The 26483-nt window shown below is 65.9% G+C and carries 29 protein-coding genes; 14 read left to right on the top strand and 15 right to left on the bottom strand.

The features are described 5' to 3' along the window. Position 1: 1 nt before the first annotated feature. Positions 2-532, bottom strand: coding sequence for a ubiquinol-cytochrome c reductase iron-sulfur subunit (gene petA / locus HU230_RS02275; RefSeq protein ID WP_173641229.1), 531 nt, complete (start codon positions 530-532; stop codon positions 2-4). A 277-nt stretch (positions 533-809) separates the two neighbouring features. On the opposite strand from petA, the gene HU230_RS02270 reads away from it, so the two are divergent. From HU230_RS02270 to HU230_RS02245, 6 genes are all read left to right on the top strand, one after another. Further along, on the top strand, positions 810-1325 hold the full coding sequence (locus HU230_RS02270; protein ID WP_176533157.1) for a tRNA (cytidine(34)-2'-O)-methyltransferase: 516 nt from the start codon (positions 810-812) through the stop codon (positions 1323-1325). A gap of 10 nt (positions 1326-1335) precedes the next feature. Next, the gene (gene queE / locus HU230_RS02265) at positions 1336-1968 is read left to right on the top strand and encodes a 7-carboxy-7-deazaguanine synthase (RefSeq protein ID WP_176533158.1); all 633 of its coding nucleotides are present in this window, start codon (positions 1336-1338) and stop codon (positions 1966-1968) included. 34 nt (positions 1969-2002) lie between these two features. Beyond that, a complete protein-coding gene (locus tag HU230_RS02260) occupies positions 2003-2368 on the top strand; it encodes a 6-pyruvoyl trahydropterin synthase family protein (protein WP_092126881.1) in 366 nt (121 codons plus the stop codon). Positions 2369-2370: 2 nt separating this feature from the next. Continuing rightward, positions 2371-3267, top strand: a complete 897-nt coding sequence (hemF, locus tag HU230_RS02255; RefSeq protein WP_176533159.1) for an oxygen-dependent coproporphyrinogen oxidase — start codon at positions 2371-2373, stop codon at positions 3265-3267. Further along, a complete protein-coding gene (locus HU230_RS02250; RefSeq protein WP_176533160.1) occupies positions 3258-3998 on the top strand; it encodes an HAD family hydrolase in 741 nt (246 codons plus the stop codon). Before hemF ends, HU230_RS02250 begins: the two co-directional genes overlap by 10 nt. Positions 3999-4109: 111 nt before the next feature. Further along, on the top strand, positions 4110-4385 hold the full coding sequence (locus HU230_RS02245) for a YodC family protein (protein ID WP_176533161.1): 276 nt from the start codon (positions 4110-4112) through the stop codon (positions 4383-4385). A 70-nt stretch (positions 4386-4455) separates the two neighbouring features. On the opposite strand, the gene HU230_RS02240 is transcribed toward HU230_RS02245, so the two are convergent. The 5 genes from HU230_RS02240 to HU230_RS02220 are packed head-to-tail and all read right to left on the bottom strand — an operon-like array spanning position 4456 to position 8054. Then, positions 4456-5220: a sulfite exporter TauE/SafE family protein gene (locus HU230_RS02240; protein WP_176533162.1), complete on the bottom strand. Its 765-nt coding sequence runs from the start codon at positions 5218-5220 to the stop codon at positions 4456-4458. After that, positions 5217-6473 carry a CCA tRNA nucleotidyltransferase gene (locus HU230_RS02235; RefSeq protein WP_176533163.1) on the bottom strand — a complete coding sequence of 419 codons (1257 nt, stop codon included), beginning with the start codon at positions 6471-6473 and terminating at the stop codon, positions 5217-5219. Before HU230_RS02235 ends, HU230_RS02240 begins: the two co-directional genes overlap by 4 nt. Next, positions 6470-6733, bottom strand: coding sequence for a DUF6111 family protein (locus HU230_RS02230; protein WP_176533164.1), 264 nt, complete (start codon positions 6731-6733; stop codon positions 6470-6472). Before HU230_RS02230 ends, HU230_RS02235 begins: the two co-directional genes overlap by 4 nt. Further along, on the bottom strand, positions 6730-7365 hold the full coding sequence (locus HU230_RS02225; protein WP_420831886.1) for a CoA pyrophosphatase: 636 nt from the start codon (positions 7363-7365) through the stop codon (positions 6730-6732). The genes HU230_RS02230 and HU230_RS02225 overlap by 4 nt, the downstream gene beginning before the upstream one ends. A 32-nt stretch (positions 7366-7397) precedes the next feature. Beyond that, positions 7398-8054, bottom strand: coding sequence for a DUF1285 domain-containing protein (locus tag HU230_RS02220; protein WP_224924287.1), 657 nt, complete (start codon positions 8052-8054; stop codon positions 7398-7400). Positions 8055-8283: 229 nt separating this feature from the next. On the opposite strand from HU230_RS02220, the gene HU230_RS02215 reads away from it, so the two are divergent. From HU230_RS02215 to HU230_RS02190, 6 genes are all read left to right on the top strand, one after another. Further along, a complete protein-coding gene (locus tag HU230_RS02215) occupies positions 8284-9288 on the top strand; it encodes an AAA family ATPase (protein WP_176533166.1) in 1005 nt (334 codons plus the stop codon). Beyond that, positions 9288-10229 (top strand): DUF58 domain-containing protein, encoded by a 942-nt coding sequence (locus HU230_RS02210; protein WP_176533167.1) that lies wholly within the window; start codon positions 9288-9290, stop codon positions 10227-10229. Before HU230_RS02215 ends, HU230_RS02210 begins: the two co-directional genes overlap by 1 nt. Next, positions 10229-13039 carry a DUF4159 domain-containing protein gene (locus HU230_RS02205; protein ID WP_176535178.1) on the top strand — a complete coding sequence of 937 codons (2811 nt, stop codon included), beginning with the start codon at positions 10229-10231 and terminating at the stop codon, positions 13037-13039. Before HU230_RS02210 ends, HU230_RS02205 begins: the two co-directional genes overlap by 1 nt. 67 nt (positions 13040-13106) lie before the next feature. Further along, complete coding sequence (locus tag HU230_RS02200) at positions 13107-15170, top strand: hypothetical protein (RefSeq protein ID WP_176533168.1); 2064 nt, start codon at positions 13107-13109, stop codon at positions 15168-15170. A gap of 161 nt (positions 15171-15331) precedes the next feature. Next, positions 15332-15754: a DUF2946 family protein gene (locus HU230_RS02195; RefSeq protein WP_176533169.1), complete on the top strand. Its 423-nt coding sequence runs from the start codon at positions 15332-15334 to the stop codon at positions 15752-15754. Positions 15755-15866: 112 nt separating this feature from the next. Then, positions 15867-18233 (top strand): TonB-dependent receptor, encoded by a 2367-nt coding sequence (locus HU230_RS02190; RefSeq protein WP_176533170.1) that lies wholly within the window; start codon positions 15867-15869, stop codon positions 18231-18233. A gap of 59 nt (positions 18234-18292) precedes the next feature. On the opposite strand, the gene HU230_RS02185 is transcribed toward HU230_RS02190, so the two are convergent. The 3 genes from HU230_RS02185 to HU230_RS02175 all read right to left on the bottom strand — a co-directional run bounded on the left by HU230_RS02185 (position 18293) and on the right by HU230_RS02175 (position 19765). Continuing rightward, a complete protein-coding gene (locus HU230_RS02185) occupies positions 18293-18610 on the bottom strand; it encodes an EthD family reductase (protein ID WP_092124536.1) in 318 nt (105 codons plus the stop codon). A 114-nt stretch (positions 18611-18724) separates the two neighbouring features. Then, the gene (locus HU230_RS02180; RefSeq protein ID WP_176533171.1) at positions 18725-19237 is read right to left on the bottom strand and encodes a GNAT family N-acetyltransferase; all 513 of its coding nucleotides are present in this window, start codon (positions 19235-19237) and stop codon (positions 18725-18727) included. A 39-nt stretch (positions 19238-19276) separates the two neighbouring features. Then, entirely contained in the window at positions 19277-19765 is a 489-nt protein-coding gene (locus HU230_RS02175) for an NUDIX domain-containing protein (protein ID WP_176533172.1), read from the bottom strand. A gap of 147 nt (positions 19766-19912) precedes the next feature. Between HU230_RS02175 and HU230_RS02170 the strand changes: the two genes are divergently transcribed. Then, positions 19913-20800, top strand: a complete 888-nt coding sequence (locus tag HU230_RS02170; RefSeq protein ID WP_176533173.1) for a metallophosphoesterase family protein — start codon at positions 19913-19915, stop codon at positions 20798-20800. On the opposite strand, the gene HU230_RS02165 is transcribed toward HU230_RS02170, so the two are convergent. From HU230_RS02165 to HU230_RS02155, 3 genes are all read right to left on the bottom strand, one after another. Beyond that, entirely contained in the window at positions 20797-21561 is a 765-nt protein-coding gene (locus tag HU230_RS02165; protein WP_176533174.1) for a glycine-rich domain-containing protein, read from the bottom strand. The two genes, HU230_RS02170 and HU230_RS02165, sit on opposite strands and share 4 nt — an antisense overlap. A gap of 74 nt (positions 21562-21635) precedes the next feature. After that, positions 21636-22211, bottom strand: a complete 576-nt coding sequence (locus HU230_RS02160) for a hypothetical protein (RefSeq protein ID WP_176533175.1) — start codon at positions 22209-22211, stop codon at positions 21636-21638. A gap of 288 nt (positions 22212-22499) precedes the next feature. Continuing rightward, entirely contained in the window at positions 22500-22709 is a 210-nt protein-coding gene (locus tag HU230_RS02155) for a DUF4170 domain-containing protein (RefSeq protein ID WP_016839740.1), read from the bottom strand. A gap of 241 nt (positions 22710-22950) precedes the next feature. Between HU230_RS02155 and HU230_RS02150 the strand changes: the two genes are divergently transcribed. After that, positions 22951-24393, top strand: coding sequence for a helix-turn-helix domain-containing protein (locus HU230_RS02150; RefSeq protein WP_176533176.1), 1443 nt, complete (start codon positions 22951-22953; stop codon positions 24391-24393). Positions 24394-24395: 2 nt separating this feature from the next. On the opposite strand, the gene HU230_RS02145 is transcribed toward HU230_RS02150, so the two are convergent. The 3 genes from HU230_RS02145 to HU230_RS02135 all read right to left on the bottom strand — a co-directional run bounded on the left by HU230_RS02145 (position 24396) and on the right by HU230_RS02135 (position 26394). After that, the gene (locus HU230_RS02145) at positions 24396-24653 is read right to left on the bottom strand and encodes an iron oxidase (protein WP_176533177.1); all 258 of its coding nucleotides are present in this window, start codon (positions 24651-24653) and stop codon (positions 24396-24398) included. Positions 24654-25113: 460 nt separating this feature from the next. Next, positions 25114-25545, bottom strand: a complete 432-nt coding sequence (locus HU230_RS02140) for a hypothetical protein (RefSeq protein ID WP_176533178.1) — start codon at positions 25543-25545, stop codon at positions 25114-25116. Between the two features lie 78 nt (positions 25546-25623). Then, on the bottom strand, positions 25624-26394 hold the full coding sequence (locus tag HU230_RS02135) for a S1 family peptidase (RefSeq protein ID WP_224942882.1): 771 nt from the start codon (positions 26392-26394) through the stop codon (positions 25624-25626). Positions 26395-26483: the final 89 nt, after the last annotated feature.

Raw genomic sequence — 26483 nt, 5'->3', positions numbered from 1 at the left:
CTTAGCCGATCTGGATTTTGGTGTCGGTAAGGAAGGCGTAGGGCGGCACCGGCAGGTTGGCGGGTGCCGGCCCCTGGCGGATACGACCGGAGGAGTCGTACTGCGAGCCGTGGCAGGGGCAGAAGAAGCCGTCGTAATTGCCCTCATGGGCGATCGGGATACAGCCGAGATGGGTGCAGATGCCGATCACGACCAGCCACTGGTCGTGGCCTGCCTTGACGCGGGCCGAGTCGGGCTGCGGATCGGGCAGGCTCGAGAGCGCGACGCTCTGGGCCTCCTGGATCTGCTTCTTGGTACGGTGGCTGATGTAGATCGGCTTGCCGCGCCAGAAGACCTTGATGTCCTGGCCCTCGGCGATCGGCGTCAGATCGACCTGGATCGGCGCGCCGGCCGCGATCGTCGCGGCATCCGGGTTCATCTGGGCAACCAGCGGCCAGACGGTCGCGGCTGCGCCGACGACGGCGGCAGCTCCGGTTGCAACAAAGAGAAAATCACGGCGTGTCGGATGGTCCGCCGAAGACGCTGTCGTCACGATTCCTAGCCCTTTCTTTTCTGCAGCCGGTGGAACCGCCCCGGAGACGCAGAACGCGCCCCAAGAAAGGCTGCCGGCGCCCGCGGCCCCCGCGGCGGCAGAAAACCGCTATTCCCCACCCCAAATGGCGGAACAGCAGTCCAGAATCGTTCTATTGGCACCCTTGCCGGACGAGCGCAAGCCCGCTATCGGCTCGCACACGTGCAATGCACGAAATCCGCGCCAAGCGATGTTTTATTGAGACAATTTCATCCGGATTTCACAGGTCGCCCGCACCATGCAGATCGCGCTGTTCCAGCCCGACATCCCCCAGAATACAGGGACGATTCTGCGCCTCTGCGCCTGCCTGGACGTGGCAGCCCATATCATCGAACCGGCAGGGTTCGACACCTCGGACCGGAATTTCCGCCGGGCGGGTATGGACTATCTCGACCATGTGCGGTTGAAGCGTCACGACTCATGGTCGAAATTCGAGGAATGGCGGGCCGAGGCCGGATGCCGGCTGGTTCTGTTCACGACCAAGGCAGCGAAATCCTACCTTGATTTCGCGTATTCGGCCTCCGATGTGCTGCTGTTCGGGCGCGAAACGGCAGGGGTGACCGACGCGGTTGTGGCCGCCGCGGATGCGCGGCTGCTGATTCCGATCAGGCCGTCCCTGCGCTCGCTCAATGTGGCGGTCACCGCGGCCATGGCAGTCGGAGAGGCGCTGCGGCAGACGGGTTCAGGACTTGCCGGTTCAGGACTTGCCGGCTCAGGACTTGCCGGCTCAGGAACTGCCGGTTCGGTAACTTAAGGGATATTTGGTGAGCTACGCGGTCAAGGAGATATTTCTCACCCTGCAGGGCGAAGGCGCCCATGCGGGCCGGGCCTCCGTGTTCTGCCGCTTCGCCGGCTGCAATCTCTGGAGCGGCCGCGAGCAGGACCGCGCCGGCGCAGTCTGCTGGTTCTGCGACACCGATTTCGTCGGCACCGACGGCACGCTCGGCGGCCGCTATGCCGACGCGACCGAGCTCGCCGGCACCATTGCCGCGCAATGGACCGGGGGCGAAGCCGACCGCTACGTGGTGCTGACCGGCGGCGAGCCGCTGCTGCAGGTCGATAAAGCTCTGATCGAGGCCCTGCACGGCCACGGCTTTGCGATCGCGATCGAGACCAACGGCACCATCGCCCCGCCCGACGGGCTCGACTGGATCTGCGTCAGCCCCAAGGCCGCAACCGAGCTCGTGGTGCGCAAGGGACACGAGCTCAAGCTGGTCTATCCGCAACCGGAAAACGCGCCGGAGGACTTCGCCGGGCTCGCCTTCGAGCGCTTCTCGCTGCAGCCGATGGACGGCCCCGACGTGATCGAAAATACCGAGCGGGCGATCGAATACTGCCTGAAGCACCCGCAATGGCGCCTCAGCGTGCAGACGCACAAGACGCTCGGCATTAGATGAACTCTACTTTGTCAGAACTGGATTGTTGAACGAGATGTGGGAATTGACGAAAGCGTTTCGGTTCGAGGCTGCGCATGCGCTATCCGGAACGACCTTTGGCACCGCCAGCGAGGAGATCCACGGTCACTCGTTTCGAGCCGAGGTTACCGTCCGCGGCACGCCCGATCCGAAAACCGGGATGGTGGTCGATCTCGGCCTGCTCGAACGCGCCATGGCCGAGGTGCAGAAGACGCTCGACCACAAGTTCCTCAACAAGATCGAGGCGATCGGTGTCCCGACGCTGGAGAATCTCTCACGCTTCATCTGGGAGCGATTGCAACACGCGGGCAAGCTGACCCGCGTCAGCGTCCATCGCGACAGCTGCAACGAGAGCTGTACCTATTTCGGCCCGCAAGGTTAGCCATGCTGCCAACAGACCCCACCATCATAGAGGACCGCAAGGCGCGTGCGCGCAGCTGGTTCGAGGCGCTGCGCAACGAGACCTGCGCGGCCTTCGAGACGCTCGAGGACGATGCCCCCGCAGCGCTTTATCCCGGCAACGCCGGCCGGTTCGTGCGCACGCCTTGGGACCGCACCGACCACACCGGCAAGCCCGGCGGCGGCGGCGTGATGTCGATCATGAAGGGCCGGCTGTTCGAGAAGGTCGGCGTGCACTGCTCGACCGTGCATGGCGAGTTCGCTCCCGAATTCCGCGCGCAGATTCCCGGCGCTGCCGACGATCCGAGGTTCTGGGCGTCGGGCATTTCGCTGATCGCGCATTTGCGCAATCCGAACGTGCCCGCCGTGCACATGAACACCCGCTTCGTCGTCACCACCAAGGCCTGGTTCGGCGGCGGCGCCGATTTGACGCCGGTGCTGAACCGGCGACGCACCCAGCAAGACCCCGATACGGTCGCCTTCCATGCCGCGATGAAAGCGGCCTGCAGCGGACCGAACGGCGTCGCCGACTACGACAAGTACAAGAAATGGTGCGACGACTATTTCTATCTGCCACACCGCAAGGAAGCCCGCGGCATCGGCGGCATCTTCTATGATTGGCACGACAGCGGCGATTGGGAAGCCGACCTCGCCTTCACCCAGGACGTCGGGCGCAGCTTCCTGAATATCTATCCCGACCTGGTGCGGCGCAATTTCGAGGCCGCCTGGAGCGCGGAGGATCGCGACGAGCAGCTGATCCGCCGCGGCCGCTATGTCGAATTCAACCTGCTCTACGATCGCGGCACCATCTTCGGCCTGAAGACCGGCGGCAATGTGGATTCGATCCTGTCGTCGCTGCCGCCGGAGGTAAAATGGCCGTAATGAACCTGCCGCGCGCGATGCTGATCGACATGGATGACACCATCCTGTCGGCCTATGGACGTCCCGAGATCGCCTGGAACACGATCACCACCGAGTTCGCCGCGGAGCTCGCTCCCCTGCCCCCTGACGTGGTCGCGACCGCGCTGTTGGCCTCTGCACGGCAATTCTGGTCGACCGCCGAGCCGATCTGGCGGATCAAGCTCGGCGAGGCGCGTCGGCTGACCGTGAAGGGCGGCTTCGCTCAGCTTGCGGCGGCCGGCCACCGCGCGCTGCCGGACGATCTCGCGGACCGCATCGCCGATCGCTTCACCGCCTATCGCGAGGAGGAGATGTTCATCTTCCCCGGCGCGCATGAGGCGATCGATACATTCAAGGCGCTCGGCATCAAGCTCGCGCTGGTCACCAACGGCGCCGCCGACATGCAGCGCGCCAAGGTCGAACGCTTCGCGCTCGGCCATCGCTTCGATCACATCCAGATCGAGGGCGAGCACGGCTTCGGCAAGCCCGAGGAGCGCGCCTATCTGCACGCGATGCAGGCGCTCGGCATCACCGCATCGGATACCTGGATGATCGGCGACAATCTGGAGTGGGAAGTCGTGGCGCCGCAGCGGCTTGGCATTTACGCGATCTGGATGGACGTGCACGGCGTCGGGCTGCCGCCGGGATCGACGATCAAGCCCGACCGCATCATCCGCTCGCTGACCGAACTGGTTCCGGCCGCGCGCAAATAACGCAGCTTCTGTTTTCACAGCAAATCGGCCGTGCCAGGCGCCGGCCGTGATCGCACTGTCATCACCGGTCGCTAGCTTGCCGTCCGCGTCATCCAGCGCGGAGGGAAAATCATGGAACTGAAACCAGGCGATGTCGTCATGCTGAAATCCGGCGGCCATCCGATCACGGTGGTCGAAGTCGACGAGGACAAGGTCGAGTGCCTGTGGATGGGCACGGACGGCGATCTGTTTCGCGAAACCCTGCCGCTCGTCGCACTCGAATCGACCGAGATCGATCCGGAAGATGACGAGGAAGACGACGAAGAAGAGGATGACGAGGAAGACGACGAGGAAGAGGAGGACGACGACGAGGACGGCGACCGCAAGAAGAAGCGCAAGGCTGCTTGACAAGGCTGCGTGAGATGTCTTCAGGCGATGCTGCCCGGCGCGCCGCCGGCAGCGTCGCCTCCACTTCTCGTCACAACGCGCGCAGCGCGCTCGAGATCATCACCACGCCGCCCGTGATCACGGCGGCATCGAGGATCGCGGTGTGGATATGCACCGGCATCCGCTCGACAAAGGCCTTGGCCAGGAACGCGCCGGGAATGGCGACCAGCCCGATCAGGAGCGCAAGCGCCAGCACCTGCGCGGTGATGACGCCGGTCAAGCCGAACACAGAGATCTTGACCGCGGCACTTGTGAGCGAGATCACCGCATCGGTTGCGACCACGGCAGCGCCCTCGAGGCCCGCCGCCATCAACAGCGACAGCAGAATGACACCCGAGCCCGCGGTGCCGCCGACCACGATGCCATAGCCGACCGCGCCGGCCGCAAGTCCCCGCTCACCGATCCTGACACTGTGCCTGCGCAACAGCCGCCTCAGCGGGACGCTCAGGATCAGCATGCTCCCGATCACCAGCGAGGCGCCGGCGCTGCTGAGCCGCGTGTAGCCGTAGGCGCCGAGCGCCGTGGAGAACAGCGCGCCCACGATCACGATGATCGCCTTGCGGCGGTCGGCAAATCTGACAAAGGCGAGGAAGCGGCTGGAATTGGTGAAGATCGACGAGATCGCGATGATCGGCACGACCGGCTCGGCGCCGACCATCGGCACCAGCACCAGCGGCATTAATGCGCCGGTGCCGTAGCCGGCGAGGCCTCCGATCACGGAAGCAAACAGGGCAACGGCTGCGACAAGAAATATTTGAAGGAGCGAGATGTCGGAGAAGCCGGAGAGAAAGTTCACAGTCGATGATCGCGGGTGAAGCGGGAAACGGTCTGGTCGGCGATGCCAGACAGCACCTGCGGATCCAGCGGGAAATCCGCGGCAAGCCAAGCATCCTCGGCCAGGGTCAGTACATGCCCGAGCGCAGGTCCTTCGGCAATCCCGCGCGCGATGAAATCCGACGCCCTCAAGGGAAAGTGAGGCGCGCGCCAGCGTTGCGGCAGCGTGGCGAGCGCGTGCCACTGCTCGACGTCGCGGTTCGCGCCGGTTCGCGCCCAGGCGAGCAGCAGCCGGTCGCGATAGGGCTCCTCGTCGAGCCGGTAGAGCCTGCGCTTGGCACGCGCCTCGTCCATGCCGGGCAGGCGCCACCAGCGATGGCCCATCGAGTCGAGCGCCTTGGCTTCGGCGTTGGAGAGCCGCAGCCGACTCGCGATGCGCCGCGCGTCCTCGGTCACGGCGACCGTGAGCGCGGCGAGCCGGCGCGTCGCGCTCGGCGCGAGCCCCATCAGCCCTTCGATCTCGATCATCGCCGCGAACGGCCCGGTATAGGCGACCCCGCCGAACAGCGGCAGCAGCAATCCGCCATCGCCCATCGCGACCACCGCGCCGGCGGCGCCGTTCGCGACCACGAGCTTGAGCATCTCCATCCGGATGCGCTCGGCCGAGAGGCCGGCAATCCCGGCGCGCCCGCTGATACAGGCGAGATAGCCGGCGCGATCAACCTCGCCTGCGCCATAGGCGGCGTGGAAGCGGAAGAAGCGCAGGATGCGCAGATAATCCTCGGCAATCCGCTGCGCGGGATCACCGATGAAGCGCACGCGCCTCGCTTCGATGTCGGCGAGACCGCCGACGTGATCATGCACGACGCCCGAAGCGTCGACCGACAGACCGTTGATGGTGAAGTCGCGCCGCTCGGCGTCGCGCACCCAGTCGCGCCCGAACGCCACCTTGGCCTTGCGGCCATAGGTCTCGGTGTCCTCGCGCAGCGTCGTCACCTCGAAGGGATGGCCGTCGACGACCAGGGTCACCGTGCCGTGCTCGATCCCGGTCGGCACGCTCTTGATGGCCGCCCGCTTGGCGCGGCGGATCACCTCCTCCGGCAATGCCGTGGTGGCGATGTCGATGTCGGCGAGCGGAATCCGCATCAGCGCGTTGCGCACAGCGCCGCCGATCACCCGCGCTTCCTCGCCGTTGGCATTGAGCAGGCCGAGCACGCGCGCCGCAGGCCCCGAAGCGAGCCATGGCGCGTCGGACAACAGGCGCACCTCGCTCATTTCTCAGCTCCCGGCACCAGCCTGCCGTTCTCGATATGGGCGGGAACGTAGGTGGAGTTCGGCGGCGCCCCGGTCAATTCGGCCAGCAGCACGAAGCTCACGATCACCAGCACCAGCGCCGCCAGCGTCAGCTTCGCGATCATGTCGAGCGGCCAGGATGCCGGCAGCGTCACGCCGGACCGCGTCGCGATGAGGAAGATGGCATAGACCGCGAAAGGGATCAGAAAGACTCCGACCTCGGTCAACACCGTGCGGATCATGACAGGTAGATCCGCTCATACAACACCCGAAGGATGCCGGCGGTCGCGCCCCAGATGTAGCGCTCAGCGAACGGCATCGCGTAGTAGGACCGGTCCATGCCGCGGAATTCCTTGGTGTGGATCTGATGATTCTCGGGGTTCATCAGGAAAGCGAGCGGCACCTCGAACGCATCGACGACCTCGGCCTCGTTGATCTCTAAGGCAAATCCCGGCTTCACCCTGGCGACCGTCGGCAGGATGCGGAAGCCGAACGCGGTGCCATAGAGGTCGAGATAGCCGACAGGGTCGATGAATTCCCGCTTCAGCCCGACTTCTTCGCAGGCTTCGCGCAGCGCTGCATCGAGCGGCGAGGCGTCGGTGGCGTCGATCTTGCCGCCGGGAAACGAGATCTGGCCGGCGTGGCTCGACAGGTTGGGCGAACGCTGCGTCAACAGCACGGTCGGCTCGGGATGATCGACCACCGGGATCAGTACCGCCGCCGGCCGCACCGGCTGCTCCTGTGCGACGATCTCAAGCATGCGATCGTTGCCGGAATCTCCGGTGCGCGGAATGATATTCGGATCGACCAGACCCGGCGGCACTTCGAAATCGAGCCGCGTGCGGGCTCGCGCGAAGAATTCCGTCGAGCTGATCGTCGCCGGCTTCACCTTCAGCAACGGCTCGTTCAAAGTGCGCCCCTCACCTGGCTGGCATCGGCCATCGCGAAAAATTCGCCGCCGGACTCGATGCCGAACATCTCCTGACCATCGACCATCCGCTCCTCGCCCATGTCAACCAGATCGTAGTAGAGCGCGCGGGTGACTTTGGCCCACAGGTCGGCGCGGACATGCAGATAGGGCGTCAATCCGCCATCCTCGGCAGCCTCGAATCTGAGGCCGTGGCCCTTCTCGCAATCGACCCAGTCGTCGACATTGGTGCGGAACCGGAGCAAACGGCCGCGCGCGTCTTCCTGCGTCTGCATTTCGACGGCAAGGAACGGCGCGTCGTCGACGCGGATGCCGACCTTCTCCACCGGTGTCACGAGAAAGTGCTTACCGTCCTCGCGCTTCAGGATCGTGGAGAACAGCCGCACCAGCGCGGGGCGTCCGATCGGCGTTCCCATGTAGAACCAGGTGCCGTCGGGCGCGATTCGCATGTCGAGATCGCCGCAGAACGGCGGATTCCATAGATGAACCGGCGGCAGGCCCTTGCGTCCGGCTGGACCCGATGTCGCGGCCTGATTGGCGGCAGTGGTCAGCCCTTCGAGGCCCTTGCCTCCGAGGGCCTTCGTTTCGAGCCCCGTAGTTTCACTGCCGGAATCGCTCTGCCCTTGCTTCGCCATTGTTTGCCCTGAAGTTTCCTACCCTCAATCTGGCACATTTGGTGCACGTATCCTGAGATGTGGTCGGGATGTCATTCTCGCCACATCGTGATGCCGTTCATACCCTGAAATACCGATAAGGTGGGGATAGTTTAATTCAACGAATACATGGCCTTCGCATAGGTTTAGCATGCGGTCCATGTGGTGACGACGCGAGAATCGAGCGCATCGTCAAGAAGGAGCGGATCGAATGGCCGGTGCAGACAGCGTCGAAAAACTGGAGGATGTGATCGTCCGCTCGGCCGAGCAGGTCGCGGGCCAGATCAAGGCTGCCAAGGAAGCGGTCGCCACCGTCATCTTCGGCCAGGACCAGGTGATCGAAAACACCCTGGTGACGATCCTGTCCGGCGGCCACGCGCTGTTGATCGGCGTCCCCGGCCTCGCCAAGACCAAGCTGGTCGAAACGCTCGGCGTCACGCTCGGGCTCGACGCCAAGCGCATCCAGTTCACGCCCGACCTGATGCCGTCGGACATTCTCGGCGCCGAAGTGCTCGACGAGAGCTCCGCCGGCAAGCGTTCGTTCCGCTTCATCTCGGGTCCGGTGTTCGCGCAGCTCCTGATGGCCGACGAGATCAACCGCGCCAGCCCGCGCACCCAGTCGGCGCTGCTGCAAGCCATGCAGGAGCAGCACATCACCATTGCCGGCGCGCGGCACGACTTGCCGAAGCCGTTCCATGTGCTCGCGACGCAGAATCCGCTCGAGCAGGAAGGCACCTATCCGCTGCCCGAGGCGCAGCTCGACCGCTTCCTGATGGAAATCGACGTCGACTATCCCGATCGCGACGCCGAGCGGCGCATCCTGTTCGAAACCACCGGTGCCGATGAGACGCTCGCCAAGGCGTCGATGGACGCCGAGACGCTGATCACTGCGCAACGCCTGGTGCGGCGCCTGCCGGTCGGCGATTCCGTGGTCGAGGCGATCCTGACGCTGGTGCGCGCCGCGCGCCCCGGCACCGAGGGCGGCGAAGCCGGCAAGCTGATCGCCTGGGGACCCGGTCCCCGCGCCAGCCAGTCGCTGATGCTGGCGGTCCGCGCCCGCGCGCTGCTTGACGGAAGGCTCGCACCGTCGATCGACGACGTGCTCGATCTCGCCGAGCCCGTGCTCAAGCATCGCATGGCGCTGACCTTTTCGGCGCGCGCCGAGGGCCGCACCATTCCTGACGTGATCAAGCAGTTGAAGACGCGGATCGGTTGATGGCGGCAGACAACAGGCACCGGAACGAGGAGATCCTGGCGGTTCGACGTGCCGATGGCGAAAGCCGAACGCTCGCCGCATCGCTGCCGCGTCTTGTGCTTGAGGCCCGCCGCGTCGCCGCCAACGTCATCCATGGCCTGCACGGCCGCCGCCGCGCCGGCTCGGGCGAGAATTTCTGGCAATACCGCCGCTTCGTCTCCGGCGAGCCGTCGCAGCGCGTCGACTGGCGCCGCTCGGCGCGCGATGACCATCTCTATGTCCGCGAGCAGGAGTGGGAGGCCGCGCACACCGTGTGGATCTGGCCCGACCGCTCGCCTTCGATGGCCTTTACCTCGCGCGAAGCCCGCGACAGCAAGCTGGAGCGCGGACTGATCGTCGCCTTCGCGCTCGCCGAGCTGCTCGTAGCGGGCGGAGAACGCGTCGGCATTCCCGGCCTGCTGAACCCGACCGCGAGCCTCAACGTGATCGACAAGATGGCGGAAGCGATGTTGCACGACGAGAAGGCGCGCGCGAGCCTGCCGCCGTCCTTCGTGCCGTCGTCGCTGGCCGAAATCGTCGTGCTGTCGGATTTCTGGTCGCCGATCGCGGAGATCACGGCGATGCTGGGCGGGCTTTCCTCCTCCGGCGCGCACGGCACCATGATCCAGGTCGTCGATCCCGCCGAAGAGACCTTTCCCTATTCGGGCCGCGTCGAATTCGTCGAGCCCGAGGCCGGCAGCGTCATCACCGCGGGCCGCGCCGAGAGCTGGGCGAGCGACTATGTCGCGCGCGTCGCCCTGCATCGTGAGCAGATCCGTGCCGAGACCAATCGGCTCGACTGGCTGTTCTCGACCCACACCACCAGCCGCTCCGCGGCCGAACTGCTGCTGTTCCTGCATGCCGGCATGATGGTGAGCAAGGGCGGCGGCCGCTCAACCGTCAAGGCGGGACGCAGCGCATGATCGCAGGCCTCCCGCTCTCCTTCGCCGAACCATTGCTGCTATTGGGGCTGGTCAGCCTGCCGGTGCTGTGGTGGATGTTGCGCGTGATGCCGCCGCGGCCGCGCCGGATCGAATTCCCGCCGACGCGGCTGCTGTTCGACATCGCGCCCAAGGAGGAGACGCCGTCGCGCACGCCGTGGTGGCTGACGCTGCTGCGGCTCGCCGCCGCCGCGCTGGTCATCTTCGCCGCCGCCGGGCCGATCTGGAATCCGCAGACCGGCGTTGCCGCCGGCAAGCAGCCGCTGGTGATCCTGCTCGACGACGGCTGGAGCGCGGCCTCGAGCTGGGATGCGCGGATCAAGGCGGCGGACGAGCTGGTCACCAATGCCGACAGCGACCGCCGCGGCGTCGCGCTGGTGCCGCTGTCCGAGCCGACGCGCGACATCACGCTGATGCCGGCCGGCGCTGCGCGCGTCGCGCTGCGCCAGCTTGCGCCAAAACCCCACTCGATCGATCGCGTTGAAACCCTGGCGACGCTGGAACGTTTCCTCAAATCGACCGGCGACTGCGACATCGCCTGGCTGTCCGACGGCGTCGACACCGGTCGCGGCAGCGAATTCACCGAAGGTCTCGGCAAGGTGATCGAGAGCCGCAATCTGACGATCTATGCCGGCGGCGCGCAGTCGGCGCAGGCGCTGGTCGCGGCCGAGAACGCCGCGGCCAAGATGACGGTGAAGGTGTTGCGCACCGAGAGCGGCATCGCGGCGGGAACGGTGCGCGCGGTCGACGCCAAGGGCTCGCCGATCGGCGAGGCCCGCTACGCATTCGGCCCGCAGGAGCGCGAGACCGAAGCCGCCTTCGATCTTCCGGTCGAACTGCGCAACGACATCGCGCGGCTCGAAATCTCCGGTGAGCATTCGGCCGGCGCCGTGCAGCTGCTCGACCGGCGCTGGCGCCGCCGTGCCATCGGCGTGGTCTCGGGTGCGAGCAACGACACCGCCCAGCCGCTGCTGGCCTCGACCTTCTATCTCTCCCGCGCGCTGTCGCCCTTCGCCGACGTCAGGCTCGGCGATCGCGGCGCGCCGCAGCAGGTGATCGGGCAATTCCTCGACCAGCGGCTGCCGATGATCGTGATGGCTGATGTCGGCACGCTGTCGCCGGAGATCCGCGACCGGCTCAATGCCTGGATCGAGCAAGGCGGCGTGCTGGTGCGCTTCGCCGGCCCCCGCCTCGCGCAGGCCGATGACGACCTCGTTCCCGTCAAGCTGCGCCGCGGCGGACGCACGCTCGGCGGCAGCCTGACCTGGGAGAAGCCGCAACACATGGCCTCGTTTGCCGCCGACGGCCCGTTCACGGGCCTCACCGTGCCGAAGGACATCACCGTCAGCCGCCAGGTGCTGGCCGAGCCCGACGCCGTGCTCGCGACCAAGAGCTGGGCCTCGCTCGAGGACGGCACGCCGCTCGTCACCGGCGAGCGTCGCGGCAAGGGCGTGGTCAGCCTGTTCCATGTCGGCGCCGACATGCGCTGGTCGGACCTGCCGATGTCCGGCACCTTCGTCGAGATGCTGCGCCGGCTGATCGACATGTCCGGCTACACCTCGAAGCCCGGCCCCGGCGTCGCCAGTGATCCCAATGCCGAGACGGTGGCGCCGTTGCGCACGCTCGACGGCTTCGGCGCCTTCGGCCCGCCGCCTTCGACCGCCAAGCCGATGTCGGCGGACTATCGCGACCGCGGCACCGCGGACCACCCGCCTGGCTTCTACGGCACCGCCGAGAGCCCGATCGCGGTCAACACGCTGGCTTCCGCCGACCGCATTGCGCCGCTCGACACCTCCGGCCTGCGCGCGAAGCATGCGACCTACACCAATACCGAGCCGCGTGACCTGCGCGGCATCATGCTGTCGACGGCGCTGGCGCTGTTCCTGCTCGATGCGATCGTGGTGGCGATGCTCGGCGGCGGCCTTGCCGCACTGATCCGGCGGCGCGCCGCGCCGGCGGTGCTTGCGTTAGCCTTCGTCCTTGCCACCATGATGGTGCCGTCGCCGACGCGCGCGCAGAACGCCAGCAGCGACGACTTCGCCATCAAGGCGGTGTCGCAGACGCGGCTGGCCTATGTCGTGACCGGCAATGCCGACGTCGATTCCATCGTCAAGTCCGGGATGTCCGGACTGACGCTGTTCCTTGGGCAGCGCACCGCGCTGGAAGCCGGCGATCCCGTCGGCATCGATCCCGCGCGCGACGAACTGGCATTCTTTCCGCTGATCTACTGGCCGATCGTGCCGGGCGCGCCGAAGCCAGCGCAGGACGCCATCAACAAGATCGACGCCTACATGAAGCAGGGCGGCACCGTGATCTTCGACACCCGTGACGCCGTCGAGGCGCCGCCGGGCGACAATGGCGCGTCGCAGACGCCGGGCATGCAGACGCTGCGCGAATTGCTGTCGACCCTCGACGTGCCCGAGCTCGAGCCGGTGCCGCGCGAGCACGTGTTGACCAAGACATTCTATCTGCTGCGCGACTTCCCCGGCCGCTTCAACACGGGCCAGACCTGGGTCGAGGCGCTGCCGCGCGAAGACGACGAGGAGGCCGCGCAGCGCCCGGCACGCGGCGGCGACGGCGTCTCGCCGATCATCATCACGTCGAACGACCTCGCCGGCGCCTGGGCGATCCGTCCCGACGGGCAGCCGATGCTGCCGCTGACCCCGGGCGAGCCGCGCCAGCGCGAATTCGCGTTCCGCGCCGGCGTCAACATCGTGATGTACACGCTGACCGGCAACTACAAGGCCGACCAGGTACACGCGCCTGCCTTGATCGAGCGGCTGGGACAATGAGCATGATCCGGAAAAGTGGGAACCGGTTTTCCGAACAGATCATGCTCACAACGAATAGAAGCAAGCCATGAACTACGGTATCGCGTTCACACCGCTGGTTCCCTCGATCGTGCTGTGGATCGCGCTCGGCGCGATCGTCGTCATCGCGGCGCTGCTGTTGCTGTCGCGCGCGCGCGGCGCCGCGGTGCGTGTCGCCGCGCTGGCACTGATCCTGCTTGCGCTGGCCAATCCCTCCTTCACCCGCGAGGACCGCGAGCCGCTATCCTCGGTCGCGGCCGTGGTGGTCGACAAGAGCCCGAGCCAGAATTTCGGCACGCGCAACCAGGAGACCGACAAGGCACGGCAGGCGCTGGTCGACAGCCTGAAGCAGATCAAGGGCCTCGAGGTCCGCGTCGTCGAGGCCGGCCAGGCCGACGGCGAAACCGACGGCACCAAGCTGTTCGGCGCGCTGACGTCGGCGCTGTCGGATGTTCCGGTCGAACGCGTCGCCGGCGCGTTCATGATCACCGACGGCCGCGTGCACGATATTCCCGCCAACGCGCAGGCGCTCGGCTTCCAGGCACCGGTGCACGCCTTGATCACCGGCCGCAAGGACGAGCGCGACCGCCGCATCGCGATCACGGCCGCGCCGCGCTTCGGCATCGTCGGCCAGACCCAGACCATTACCTACCGGCTCGACGACCAGGGCGTCACAGGCGAGCGCGCCAAGGTCACGATCCGCCGCGACGGCGAGGTGATCAACGAGCGCACGCTGACCAGCGGCCAGACCTCGAGCGTCGATATCGACATCAAGCATGCCGGGCCCAACATCGTCGAGATCGAGGCCTCGCCGCTCGAGAACGAGCTGACGCCGGTCAACAACCGCGCCGTGGTGGCGATCGACGGCGTGCGCGACAAACTGCGCGTGCTGCTGGTGTCCGGCGAGCCGCATGCCGGCGAGCGCACCTGGCGCAATCTGTTGAAGTCCGACCCCAGCGTCGATCTCGTGCACTTCACCATCCTGCGTCCGCCGGAGAAGCAGGACGGCACGCCGATCAACGAGCTGTCGCTGATCGCGTTTCCGACCCGTGAGCTGTTCCAGCAGAAGATCAACGAATTCCAGCTGATCATCTTCGACCGCTACGCCCGCCAGGGCGTGCTGCCGATCGCCTATTTCGACAACATCGCGCGCTATGTCCGCTCCGGCGGCGCGGTGCTGGTCTCGGCCGGTCCCGATTACGCCTCGACCACCAGCATCTGGCGCACGCCGCTGGATTCGGTGCTGCCGGCCGAGCCGGTCGGCGTGACCGAGAAGCCGTTCTACGCGCATTTGAGCGATGCCGGGAAACGCCATCCGGTGACGCGCGGGCTGGAAGGCTCGAATGCCGAGCCGCCGCATTGGAGCCGGTTCTTCCGCACCGTCGACACCCGCAACGCGATCAACCCACCGGTCATGACCGGCGCCGACGGCAAGCCGCTGCTGCTGCTGTCGCGGTTCGGCGAAGGCCGCGTCGCGCTGCTGCTCTCCGACCAGATCTGGCTATGGGCGCGCGGCTATGAAGGCGGCGGACCGCATCTCGATCTGTTGCGGCGGGTGTCGCATTGGCTGATGAAGCAGCCCGACCTCGACGAAGAGGCGCTGCGCATGCAGGTGCAGGGCAAGGATCTCATGGTGGTGCGGCAGACCATGGCCGACACCGTCGCGCCGGTCACCGTGACGTCGCCGAGCGGCGCCACGCATGAACTGACCTTGACCGCCGGCGATCCCGGCGAGTGGCGCGCCACGTTGCCCGCGAGCGAGCTCGGCCTGTGGCAGGCCACCGACGGCACGCTGAAGGCGCTGATCAATGTCGGCCCGACCAACCCGAAGGAATTCTCGGAAGTCACCTCGACCACCGACATGCTGAAGCCGCTGGCGCAGGCGACCGGCGGCGACGCACGGCGCATCGTCGACGGATCGAGCCTCGACATGCCGCGCATCGTCCCGGTGCGCGCGTCGACGATCTTCCGCGGCGACGGCTGGCTCGGCGTCAAGATGCGCGACGCCAGCGTGGTCAAGGGCGTCGGCGTGCTGCCGATGTTCGCCGGCCTAGCCGGCCTGCTGCTGTTGCTCGGCGCATTCGCGGCAACCTGGCTGCGTGAGGGACGCTGAGCCCGGTCGGGGCTGGCGTCTGCGTTGCGGCAAACACACACCGGAAACACATCGACACAGTGTGTCCGAACGTTGGTTGACATCGCGTCCGCCATCCGATGTTATAATGTAACATCGGGACCGCAGGGGTATTCGCGCCCCGACTGGGTGGGCGCTATCGCATGAAGTGGTTCCGGAGACGCATCAAGACTGGCTCGCGGCTGGCGCTGTTCGCGCTCGCCGTCCAGTTTGTGCTGTCGTTCGGGCACTTCCACCCCATTGCGGCCGCGCAAGCGGCGCCCGCGGTCCAGACCGGCCTGTCGCTGCTCGATCTCGCCTATATCGGGACCTCGGCGACGCCGGACCTTGCGGTCCAGGTGACCGGGACCGAGCCGCCCACGAGGCACGACAACGACCGGCATCCGGCCGACAATTGCGCGATCTGCACCGTCATCTCGCTCGCGAGCAGCATGCTGTTCACGGCGCCGCCGGTACTCCTGTTGCCGGAAGCCGTCGAGCTTCTGTTCCGCACCACCAATGCCGAATTCATCCATCTGAAATCGGCGCCTGCGGCCTTCCACTCCCGCGCGCCTCCCCTGTCCTGACATCGACTGATTGCTGCACGCCCTGAGCGGGCGGCCGCGTCACAGTTGCGGCCTGCTCCAGCAGGGCAAATCGGGATCGATCCGTCATTTCGACGGCACCTGGATCGGGACAATGACACTTCAGAAGAAACGAGCACTCCACATCGGAGGCGCGAGCTGGCTGCTGCTCGGCGCAATGCATGGCGGCGCGCTGGCCGATGACCCGCCGACGCAACTCCCTGACATCACGGTGACGGCGCCAAGCCCGATCCAGCGGCACCGCACCGCGCCGACGCGCGCGCCGGTTCACGTCGTCCGGGCTGCGCCGAGCCGCAACCGCGAACGCGCCGCAGCCGTGCAACCGCCGCAAGCGGCACCGGCGCCCGCACCACAGCAGGGCGTGTTGCCCGTCGTCACCGACCAGTTCGCAACCGTCACCGTGGTGCCCAACGAGGAACTGCGGCGCTCCGGCGGCGCCACGCTCGGCGATCTCCTGTTCTCCAAGCCCGGCATCACCGGTTCGAGCTTCGCGCCCGGCGCATCGAGCCGGCCGATCATCCGCGGCCTCGACGTCAATCGCGTCGGCATCGTCGAGAACGGCCTCGGCGGCGGCGGCGTCTCGGATCTCGGCGAGGATCATTTCGTGCCGATCGATCCGTTCTCGACCAACCAGATCGAGGTGGTGCGGGGACCTGCCGCGTTGCGCTACGGCTCGACCTCGATCGGCGGCGTGGTGAGCGCCACCAACAACCGGATACCCGACGCGATGCCGACCTGCGCGGCGGCACCATTTCAGAGCTACGGATTGCCGGTGAAGGCACCGCTGGCCGACGCAGGCGGTCAGGGTTGCCTCAATGTCGAGACCCGCACGTCCGTCAGCTCGGTCAATCGCGGCGTCGAGGGCGGCATGCTGCTGGATGCCGGCGACAACAATGTCGCCGTACATGCCGACGTCTATGGCCGCACCACCAGCGACTACAGCATCCCGAGCTACCCGTATCTTTTCGACCAGACCCGGCCGGTGAACGGCCGCCAGCCGAACTCGGCAACCCAGTCGGACGGAGCCTCGGTCGGCGCGTCCTATTTCTTCCAGGGCGGGTATATCGGTGCGTCGATCACCCAGAACGACTCGCTCTACCACATTCCGGGAATCGACGGCGCCGATCATCGGACCCGGATCGACGCGCACCAGACCAAGATCGCGGTCAAGGGCGAGTACCGGCCGGATGCGGCTGCAATCGACGCCGTGCGGTTCTGGGTCGGCGCGACCGACTATCGGCACAACGAGCTCGGGCTTGCCGATCCGACCGACCTGTTCAGCGACGGCGTACGCCAGACCTTCACCAGCAAGGAGCAGGAGGCCCGCTTCGAGGTGCAGATGATGCCGTTCAACGCGCGCTTCGCCACGGTGACCACGGCGTTCGGCCTGCAGGGCGGGCATCAGGAGCTGACCGCGCCGAGCCCGGACAACCCAGGCGCGCTGTTCAACGGGCTGTGGAGCCCGAACAACAACAACCGCATCGCGGGCTACGTGTTCAACGAATTCAAGTTCACGGATTCGACCAAGGCGCAGGTCGCGGGCCGCATCGAGCATGTCGACCTGCACGGATCGACGCCGGATTTCCCGACGGACTTCCTGCCGGACGGCGCGCCGCAAAGCTCGTTTTCACGCAATCCGTCCTACACGCCGGTCAGCGGCAGCGTCGGGCTGATCCAGAACCTGCCCGGCGACCTCGTCGGCAGCATCACGGCGCAGTATGTCGAGCGCGCGCCGAAACCCGCCGAGCTGTTCTCGCGCGGCGCGCATGATGCCACCGCGACCTTCGACATCGGCAATCCGAACCTGACCATCGAGACCGCGAAATCGGTCGAGGTCGGCCTGCGCAAGGCGACCGGCCCGTTCCGCTTCGAGGTCACCGCCTATTACACCCGCTTCAGCAATTTCATCTATCGCCGCCTGACCGGGGTGATGTGCGGCAGCGATTTCGATTCCTGCGGCAATGGCGATCCCAGCAACGAGGGCCGGCAGGCGGTGTATTCGCAGCGTGATGCGACCTTCCGTGGCGCCGAGTTCCAGAGCCAGCTCGATATCGGCCCACTCAACGGCGGCATCTGGGGCATCGAGAACCAGTTCGACGTGGTGCGCGCCACCTTCACCGACGGCAGCAACGTGCCGCGGATTCCGCCGGTGCGGCTTGGCGGCGGCGTCTACTGGCGCGACAGCAACTGGTACACCCGGATCAACCTGGTGCACGCGTTTGCGCAGAACGACATCGCAGTCATCGGCGAGACGCCGACCGCGGGATACAATTTGCTGAACGCGGAGATCACCTACAACACCAAGCTCAATCAATCATGGATCGGCGCGCGCGAGATGACGCTTGGCCTGGTCGGCAACAATCTGCTCAACCAGAACATCCGCAACTCAGTGTCCTACACCAAGGACGAGGTGCTGATGCCGGGCCTCGGCGTGCGGGCCTTCGCCAATCTGAAGTTCTGAGACAAGCATATCCCTCTGCCGCTTGCGGCAGAGGGATCGATGCTCTAACGCCTGCGCCATCAGTGACCGACGACGACTTCGCTGATCTGAATCACCGGCTGCAGATCGGTATAATTCGGAATGTCGCCCATGATCTCCTGGGCGTGCTTGCCCATACCGGCCGCGAAGGCCTCAACCGAGTCGCAGAAGATGTGACACATCCCGACATAGGTTGCGGGCGTCCCCGGTGCGCCGCCGGCAAGACCCTTGTCGACGGTGTAGTATTTGCAGGCGTCGCCGAGGCGCGCCTTCACCAGCGGCATGTGCTTGTCGCGATAATACTCGTGATCAAAGCGTGCGCCTGGATTGTTCGGATACATCACACTGACCTTGATCATGGCGCGCACTCTCCCTGTTGATATGACATGCGCCGGTCTTGTCCCGGCGCTTGCCTCAACTGTGCTTCAGTTTCCGACAGCGCGCAACCGTTCCGGGCGACGCTCGCGCGGATGTCAGATCGCCTTGCTCCAGTCCGGCTGGATCGGTCCGGATACGCTCTCGGCAGCGCCGTCGACCAGTTCCATGACAAGCAGGCGACTGTAGTCGACGGGGCCTGGCATCGTCATCCGCCCCTTCGGGACCGGCTTGAAGCCGACCCGCGAATAGTACGGCGCGTCACCGACAAGGACGATGAGCCGATGGCCCTTGGCGCGGGCGTCGTTGATCGCACGCTCGAGCAGCGCGCGGCCGACGCCGCGGCTGCGGAACGGCGGCTCGACCGTCAACGGCCCGAGCATCAGGGCCGGCGTATCGCCGATCGTGACCGGGAGTTGGCGCACCGAGCCGACCAGCAGCGTGCCGATCCGCGCCGTGAAGGAGACGTCGAGCAGATGATCGACATGCTCGCGCAACCGGTAGGCGCTGAGCGCGAAGCGGCCGGGCCCGAAGGTGCGCTCATGCAGGCGCTCGATCGCCTGGGCGTCTTTTGGGGTCTCGGGCAGGATGGTCAGGGACAGTTCTGTCATTGTGGGGCGCGGGATAGCATCTGGCGCGGGCGCGGTCCATCACCGCCATGTCGCCGGCGGCGGCTTGCCCTCGAGCACCTCCGCGATCCGCAGCCGCGTACCGGGGGTGGTGTCATCAGGCAGATCAGCCGGATCGAAGAAGCCGCAGGCCACGATCTCGCGATTCGGCTCCGGCAGGCGGTCCTGCCGGTAGTTCCTGACGACATAGACCGCGACATGGTCGCGCGGCGAGACGTGGCTGTTGTGGAAGATGCCGTGCAGCACCGGCATGCCGTCGAGCTCGATCCGCCCCTCCTCTTCCAGCTCGCGCCGCAGCGCTTCGATAAAACTTTCACCAACCTCGACCCCGCCTCCGGGCAGATACCAGCCCTGGACGTAGCTGTGCTTGACCAGGAACACCTTGTTATCGGCGTCGAGCACGACGGCGCGGACCCCGAGTGTCATGCTGCGGGCCAGCCGCCAGTAGAAATGAAACACCCACCTGATCTGCGGCTCGTAGCGCTTGCGTAAATCGAGCAGGACCGTCACTGAACCCTCGACATCATGGTGTTTGATCCGTGCTTTGATCCTTGCGCGCTTGCGCAGCTCTTGCCAATACAGGGCAGGACGTTCGGGATAGCACGACATGACCGGCTGCCGGCCACTTTTCACCGACAATCCGAAGGGAATCGCGTGATGGCGGTGTTCCGTCTGGCGCATTTGTCGGATCCGCATCTGCCGCCGCTGCCGGCTGCGCGGCTGCGCGATCTCGCCGGCAAGCGCGCCTTCGGCTACCTGAACTGGACGCGCAACCGTCACAAATATCATCGCCGCGACGTGCTCGACACGCTGGTATCGGACATGCAGGCACAGCAGCCGGACCATGTCGCCGTGACCGGCGATCTCGTCAACCTGGCGCTGGATGCCGAGTTCAATCCGGCCCGGCAATGGCTCGAGGGCGTCGGCGGCGCTGCCGACGTCACCGTGGTCCCCGGCAATCACGACGCCTATGTGCGCGCGACCCGGCATCGCTTCGTCAGTCACTTCGGCGACTATCTGCGCGGCGACGCCGATGGCGCGGCATCGCATTTTCCGTTCGTGCGCCGCCGCGGGCCGGTGACGCTGATCGGCGTCTCCTCGGCGGTGCCGACGCCGCCGCTGATGGCCACCGGCTGGCTCGGCCATGCCCAGCTCGGCGCGCTGGATACGATCCTCGCACGGCTGTCGCGGGAGGACGCCTTCCGCGTCCTCCTGGTGCACCACCCGCTGCACTCCGACGGGCGCGCCAAGCGGCTGACCGACTCGCATCAGCTGCTGGCGCTGCTCAAGCGGCACGGCGTCGAGCTGGTGCTGCATGGCCACGACCACATCCATTCGACGATGTGGTTCGACGGCCCCGAGCGGAAGATCCCGGCGATCGGCGTGCCGTCGGCATCGGCGCTGGCGCGCAAGCACTATCCGGCGGCGGCCTACAATCTGTTCTCGATCGAGCGCGACGGCAATGGCTGGCGCTGCGAGCAGACCGTGCGCGGCATCGGCGCTGACGACGGCATTCGCGAGCTGAAGCAAGTGCGGCTATCCTAATCACCGCCCCCGCCGCCGCCACACCCACCACCGCAGCCGCCTCCGCTGTCACCGCCACCTCCATCACCGCCGCCGTGGCCACCCCCGTCGCCACCATGGCCGCCATGGCTTCCGTCACTGCCGGCATCGCCAAAACCCGCCGACGATCCGTCGATCGACGAGTCGGCGAAATCGCCGCCGCAATACGGACTGTTGCCACCGATGCCGCTGCGGCGCAGCGCCTCGCAGTCGGTGTGATAGATGAAGCCGTTCGCTATGCTGAGCTTGGCGTCGAGCGCGAACAATAGCGGCAGCCGCGTCGGCCTGACCGGATCGATGTTCTCGTACTTGCAGCAATACCACCAGACCCGCCGCAGCCCTTCATTGCTCCGGCGCCGCTCCTTCACCAGCACGACCGCGGGCGTGTGGTGCAGGAAGGATCCGAAGGCACGGCGGCAGAACGCGTCGTATTCGCGGGTGTAGAGAATGAATTCGTGCCAGAGGTCGTCGGCCGCTTGCGACGGCATCGAGACGTAACGCTTGCCGCTCATCAGATAGGCGAGGAAGAACTGCCGCAGGCCGCGCGACACCAGCGCGCTGTCCTTGCGGGCGAAGCCGGGGTGATGCTTCTCGAGCCGGGCCAACAGGCCGGCCGGCCACTTGAAGGTGCGGATATATTCGGCGCGCCGCAGCGTCTGCCATTTGCCGAACAGCACGGCACTGCCGACCACCGCGGCCGCCGCCAGGATGCCGAAAAATGCCGAGGCGGGAGTTACGACCACGATGCCCCCCGCCCTTCCCTTATTTGAGCATGATCTCTTTCGGAAAACCGCTTCGCACTTTTCCGGATCATGCTCTAAAAGTTCTGCAAGCTCGCCAGCAGCGCGAAGCCGAACAGCGCCAGCGCGCCCAGGACGAAGCCGAGCACGAACATGCCGATCCCGCCGCGGCGCTTCGGCGCCACCACCGGCACGGGCGGCGGAGCCGGCGGCTCGGCAACCGGAAGCGGCGTTGCCACCATCGCATGCTCGCGTTCGATCATGCGCCGCGCGACATAGTCGGTGACCGCATCGACCATCACGGCCACGTCGTGCGATTCGGCAAGCACGATGCGGCCGAACCTCGTGTCCTGCACAAAGCGGTAGATGCGCTTGTCGCGGCCCATTAGCACATGCGCGACCACGTCGATCCAGAGCCGCGGCGTCTCGCCCTGGCTGATGCCGCGGTCGAACAGATCGACCTTCTCCGGCACCTGCGCAAACAAGGGATCGAGCGCGTCGTTGAGGATCTCGAGCCGCGCCACTTCGGCATCGCGCAACTCGACGACGACGCCGGTGCGATCGGCCGCCTCGATCCGCGCCCGCCGCAGCGCCTCTCGCAGCGTCGGCCGCATCTCGCGCGCCTCGCTGCCGTTGTTCTGCGGATCGGACATGCCTTACGGCCTCGTGGTGACGGGTTGCCTTTCCTATTAACCTATCAGCAACCATGACGTCCGCAAAGGACGTTGGTTCCCAAGCACTTAGGTTGCCGCTTATCCCCAGATGAAAGATCCCGGCCCTGTCCCAAAAGCGGTCGACCCCACCCGGATGAACCGGATGGGGCCGCCGTCCTTGGACGTTTCTTAGCTCAGTCACAATGCGATTGCGTATCGCGGCGTTATCTCTTGTTTGAGCATGATCTTTTCGGAAAACCGGTTCCCACTTTTCCGGATCATGCTCGCTTAGGCCGATACCCGCGACGGCTCCTCGACGATCGAGAAGCGCACGCCGGCCTTGTGGCGGCTCTCTTCCGAGACTTCCTTCCAGCACTCTTCGGCTTCCTTGCGGGTCTTGAACGGACCGCGGACCTGGGCCGAGCCTTCGACGAGCTTGTGGAAGTTCATCGAGCCGAATTCGCCGCCGATCACCCAGAAATTGCTGCCCTTGCTCATCGTCAGTCTCCTCTGAAAATCCTGCTGCCCTTGCTCAGCCGCCTGAATTCTGATCTCCGCGACCTGCTCGTCATATCGACATTATTGACAGAGCATCACGAAGTGCGTGTCAGGAGATAAACGCGAAAACAGGAAGTTCGTACAGATACCTTGTTTTCTATTGGTGATGTCATGTAACATCTGAACTTGTAATAAATGTTAATTTGTAAATTTTGTCACAAAATGGGTCAGGAAGGCTGCCATGCCGGGCGAGTCCGGAAAGAAGTTGTTCGTCGGTCCGCGCTTTCGGCGGATCCGCCAGCAATTGGGGCTGTCGCAGACCCAGATCGCCGAGGGGCTCGGCATCTCGCCCTCTTACATCAATCTGATCGAGCGCAACCAGCGCCCGGTGACGGCGCAGATCCTGCTGCGGCTGGCCGAGACCTACGACCTCGATCTGCGCGACCTCGCCACCGCCGACGAGGACCGCTTCTTCGCGGAACTCAACGAGATCTTCTCCGATCCCCTGTTCCGCCAGATCGACCTGCCGAAGCAGGAGCTGCGCGACCTCGCCGAGCTCTGCCCCGGGGTGACGCATGCGTTGCAGCGGCTTTACGCCGCCTATACCGAGGCGCGCCGCGGCGAGACGCTGGTGGCGGCGCAGATGGCCGATCGCGAAGGCTCGCAGTTCGACGCCAACCCGATCGAGCGGGTGCGCGACCTGATCGAGGCCAACCGCAACTATTTCCCGGAGCTCGATACCGCGGCGGAAAATCTGCGCGACGAGCTCAACGTGCCGACCGAAGGCCTGTTCACGGCACTCGCCACGCGCCTGCGCGAAAAACATTCGATCGTCACCCGCGTCATGCCGGTCGACGTGATGCGCGAGACGCTGCGCCGTTTCGACCGCCATCGCCGTCAGTTGCTGATCTCCGAACTGGTCGACAGTGCCGGCCGCAGCTTCCAGCTCGCGCTGCAGATCGGCTATGTCGAATGCGGCGCCGCGATCGATGCGATCGTCAGCCGCGCCGGCCCGCTCGACGACACCGCGCGCAGGCTGTACCGCATCACGCTCGCCAATTATTTCGCGGCAGCCGCGATGATGCCCTACCAGGCATTTCATTCCGCGGCCGAGGCCCTGAGCTACGACGTCCACGTGCTGGCGCAGCGCTTCAACGCCGGCTTCGAGCAGGTCTGCCACCGCCTCACAACGCTGCAACGGCCGAACGCGCGCGGCGTGCCGTTCTTCCTGCTGCGGGTCGACAATGCCGGCAACGTGTCGAAGCGGTTTTCCTCAGGCACCTTCCCGTTCTCCAAATTCGGCGGCACCTGCCCGCTCTGGAATGTGCATTCGACCTTCGACATGCCCGACCGCCTGCTGAGCCAGGTGATCGAGCTGCCGGACGGCACGCGCTACTTCTCGATCGCGCAGACGGTGCGGCGGCCGGTGGCGCCCTATCCGCAGCCGCAGCCGCGCTTTGCAATCGGGCTCGGCTGCGAAATCCGTCATGCGGCAAAGCTCGTCTACGCGACCGGCATGGATCTGGAGAAGGTCGAGGGCACCCCGATCGGCGTCAACTGCCGGCTCTGCGAGCGCGAGAACTGCAGCCAGCGTGCCGAGCCGCCGATCACGCGCACCCTGATCCTGGACGAGACCACGCGGCGGGTGTCGTCGTTCGCGTTCTCGAATGCACGGGAGTTGTGAGATCAATGGACCGCGGCAAAGGCCTTGCACCAGCCGTCCTTGCTGATGGCACCCTCCACCACCTTGCAGCCCTCGGGCGCGACGAACAGCGTGCACAGCCCGCAGGAGTAGATGCCGTTCGGCGTGTCCCGATATTCCGCTTGCGGCTTTGTCATTTTGTCGGAGGCCGCTGCCGTTCGCGGCAGGCGTGCCGCGGGAATTCCTGCGATGGCGACGCGAATCAAGGTGCGCCGCGAACGTTCGGACTGTTGTTTGGCCATGGTGTCCACCCCATGCGTCGTCCCGGCGAAGGCCGGACCCATACTCCGTGAAGAACATTGTAGACGAGACTCGTCGTCCCAGTATCGCGCAACGAACAGCATTTGTGGTTATGGGTCCCGGCCTACGCCGGGACGACACTGAGTTTGTTGAAACGCCTATGAGTCATACTTCCGCATTCTCGCGACATGTTTTGTCCGAGCCTTGCTCTTCGTTCCGCCCTCTCTTGAACAGAGGGCGCAGGGAAAGCCGGGTGCCGATCGCACCCGCGCTAGGGGCGCGCGCATGTCTCCCCCTCGTCATTCCGGGGCTCGCGTAGCGAGAACCCGGAATCCATCAGGCCGCATCATGTGTAGTGAAATGGATTCCGGGCCCTCGCTTCGCTCGCCCTCAGGTGCGCAATTGCGCACCGGGGAATGACGAAGAGCGAGGACCCCAGAATGCAGATGCGTAGCCAGCCGCTCAGGGTTTGCGCAGATTGAGCGAGAAGCGCAGGTTAAGCGGCTGCAACATTTCCGGCGGCGGTGCCTCGCCGACATTGCCGCGCTTCAGGATGGTGCGCAGGTCCTCGGTCGCGCCGGCATCATTGAGCGCCGGAAACGTGACGCGCTCGACGGTGCCGTCCGGATTGAGCCAGGCCCGCACCACGAGCGTCGGCGGCGGCCCGTTCTCCTTGCCGGAATGCTCGATGACCCAGTTGCGGAAGCGATTGGCAACCGTCTCGTCGGCCGCGATCCATTCCTCGAACCGGTATTTGACCAGCTTGGCAAACTGCGCCCATGACGGCGGCGCCTGTTCCGGATTGCGAAAGTTGGCGTCTTGAGCGTGGCCCGGCGCTGGGGACAGGATCAAGAGGCCGAACGAGAGCGCGAGCGTGCCCCGCAAGATGAGCATGGTTCTGGACAAGGTTGACCGCGGACAGCCGGCTGACAGGACAACGCGAGAGTATTAGCGCTTGCAGCAACTAGTCGCTCATTGTTGCAGGCATGTGACGCGTGCCGAGATGCTGGCGGCGCGATGCGCGCGTGACGCGGTGCCGCTCATCTGCGGCCGGTCGTCTTCCTGGAAGCGCACGCCGTGCTCGGCAAGAAAGGATTTGGCGTGCACGGCATCGACCGCCAGCACGCGATCGACCGTGGTCCTGCGGCTCACCACGCCTTCGACGAGGCCGCGGGAATCCAGCACCGGCGCTCCGCTGGTGCCGAAAGTGACATTCGAGCGCAGCACGAGGTGCTCGGGATCGCGCAGGGTGGTATCGACGAACGCATTGCCGAGCGATCCACCATGCGCGAGCATCGGCTTCAGGCGGTCATAGGCCTCGGCAAACACCATGTCGTTGGCAACGGACGTGTTGGCGCGCGGGAATACCGCCGCAAGGCCCAGCGTGCGCGGCACCTTGATCAATGCAATGTCGCTCGCGGCCAGCGCCACCACGCGCGCCGCGACGGCCCGGCCCTCCTTGCTGACGACAATGCGGGCGCAATCCGCGACCGCGTGACGCGCGGTCAGCATGTGGCCGAGATCGTCGACAAAGAATGCGGTGCCGTCGAGCCGCTGGCTGGCGGCCGGCGGACCGGTGACGTCACGCGCCAGCGGCTTCGCAGCCTCCATCTGTCGCACTGGTTGAAACGGGGAGAATGGCACCTGCGCCGCCGCGCGTTGCGGAGCGAAGCCATTGATGGCGCAACCGATCACCAGGCCGTAGGCCAGCCGGACAATGCGGACAAGCAATCCCGCGCGCACCGTCGACGCCGCGCTCAAAACCGAAACCGAGTGATGCACCTTCAGACCCCAACCCCGCAGACCCCAAGCGCCTGCCCTTCAACGCCGCC

The organism is Bradyrhizobium quebecense (genome assembly GCF_013373795.3).
GTDB lineage: Bacteria > Pseudomonadota > Alphaproteobacteria > Rhizobiales > Xanthobacteraceae > Bradyrhizobium > Bradyrhizobium quebecense.
Note: the sequence above shows the minus strand (reverse complement) of the source record. Positions and strands in the feature narration are given on the sequence as shown.

Excerpts from the sequence above, each read along its gene's own strand:
- HU230_RS02270 (WP_176533157.1), top strand. The coding sequence starts at position 810 with ATGCAGATCGCGCTGTTCCAGCCCGACATCCCCCAGAATACAGGGACG.
- HU230_RS02260 (WP_092126881.1), top strand. The coding sequence starts at position 2,003 with ATGTGGGAATTGACGAAAGCGTTTCGGTTCGAGGCTGCGCATGCGCTA.
- hemF (WP_176533159.1), top strand. The coding sequence starts at position 2,371 with ATGCTGCCAACAGACCCCACCATCATAGAGGACCGCAAGGCGCGTGCG.
- HU230_RS02250 (WP_176533160.1), top strand. The coding sequence starts at position 3,258 with ATGGCCGTAATGAACCTGCCGCGCGCGATGCTGATCGACATGGATGAC.
- HU230_RS02245 (WP_176533161.1), top strand. The coding sequence starts at position 4,110 with ATGGAACTGAAACCAGGCGATGTCGTCATGCTGAAATCCGGCGGCCAT.
- HU230_RS02235 (WP_176533163.1), bottom strand. The coding sequence starts at position 6,473 with ATGAGCGAGGTGCGCCTGTTGTCCGACGCGCCATGGCTCGCTTCGGGG.
- HU230_RS02230 (WP_176533164.1), bottom strand. The coding sequence starts at position 6,733 with ATGATCCGCACGGTGTTGACCGAGGTCGGAGTCTTTCTGATCCCTTTC.
- HU230_RS02220 (WP_224924287.1), bottom strand. The coding sequence starts at position 8,054 with ATGGCGAAGCAAGGGCAGAGCGATTCCGGCAGTGAAACTACGGGGCTC.
- HU230_RS02215 (WP_176533166.1), top strand. The coding sequence starts at position 8,284 with ATGGCCGGTGCAGACAGCGTCGAAAAACTGGAGGATGTGATCGTCCGC.
- HU230_RS02210 (WP_176533167.1), top strand. The coding sequence starts at position 9,288 with ATGGCGGCAGACAACAGGCACCGGAACGAGGAGATCCTGGCGGTTCGA.
- HU230_RS02200 (WP_176533168.1), top strand. The coding sequence starts at position 13,107 with ATGAACTACGGTATCGCGTTCACACCGCTGGTTCCCTCGATCGTGCTG.
- HU230_RS02195 (WP_176533169.1), top strand. The coding sequence starts at position 15,332 with ATGAAGTGGTTCCGGAGACGCATCAAGACTGGCTCGCGGCTGGCGCTG.
- HU230_RS02190 (WP_176533170.1), top strand. The coding sequence starts at position 15,867 with ATGACACTTCAGAAGAAACGAGCACTCCACATCGGAGGCGCGAGCTGG.
- HU230_RS02185 (WP_092124536.1), bottom strand. The coding sequence starts at position 18,610 with ATGATCAAGGTCAGTGTGATGTATCCGAACAATCCAGGCGCACGCTTT.
- HU230_RS02180 (WP_176533171.1), bottom strand. The coding sequence starts at position 19,237 with ATGACAGAACTGTCCCTGACCATCCTGCCCGAGACCCCAAAAGACGCC.
- HU230_RS02170 (WP_176533173.1), top strand. The coding sequence starts at position 19,913 with ATGGCGGTGTTCCGTCTGGCGCATTTGTCGGATCCGCATCTGCCGCCG.
- HU230_RS02160 (WP_176533175.1), bottom strand. The coding sequence starts at position 22,211 with ATGTCCGATCCGCAGAACAACGGCAGCGAGGCGCGCGAGATGCGGCCG.
- HU230_RS02155 (WP_016839740.1), bottom strand. The coding sequence starts at position 22,709 with ATGAGCAAGGGCAGCAATTTCTGGGTGATCGGCGGCGAATTCGGCTCG.
- HU230_RS02150 (WP_176533176.1), top strand. The coding sequence starts at position 22,951 with ATGCCGGGCGAGTCCGGAAAGAAGTTGTTCGTCGGTCCGCGCTTTCGG.
- HU230_RS02145 (WP_176533177.1), bottom strand. The coding sequence starts at position 24,653 with ATGGCCAAACAACAGTCCGAACGTTCGCGGCGCACCTTGATTCGCGTC.
- HU230_RS02140 (WP_176533178.1), bottom strand. The coding sequence starts at position 25,545 with ATGCTCATCTTGCGGGGCACGCTCGCGCTCTCGTTCGGCCTCTTGATC.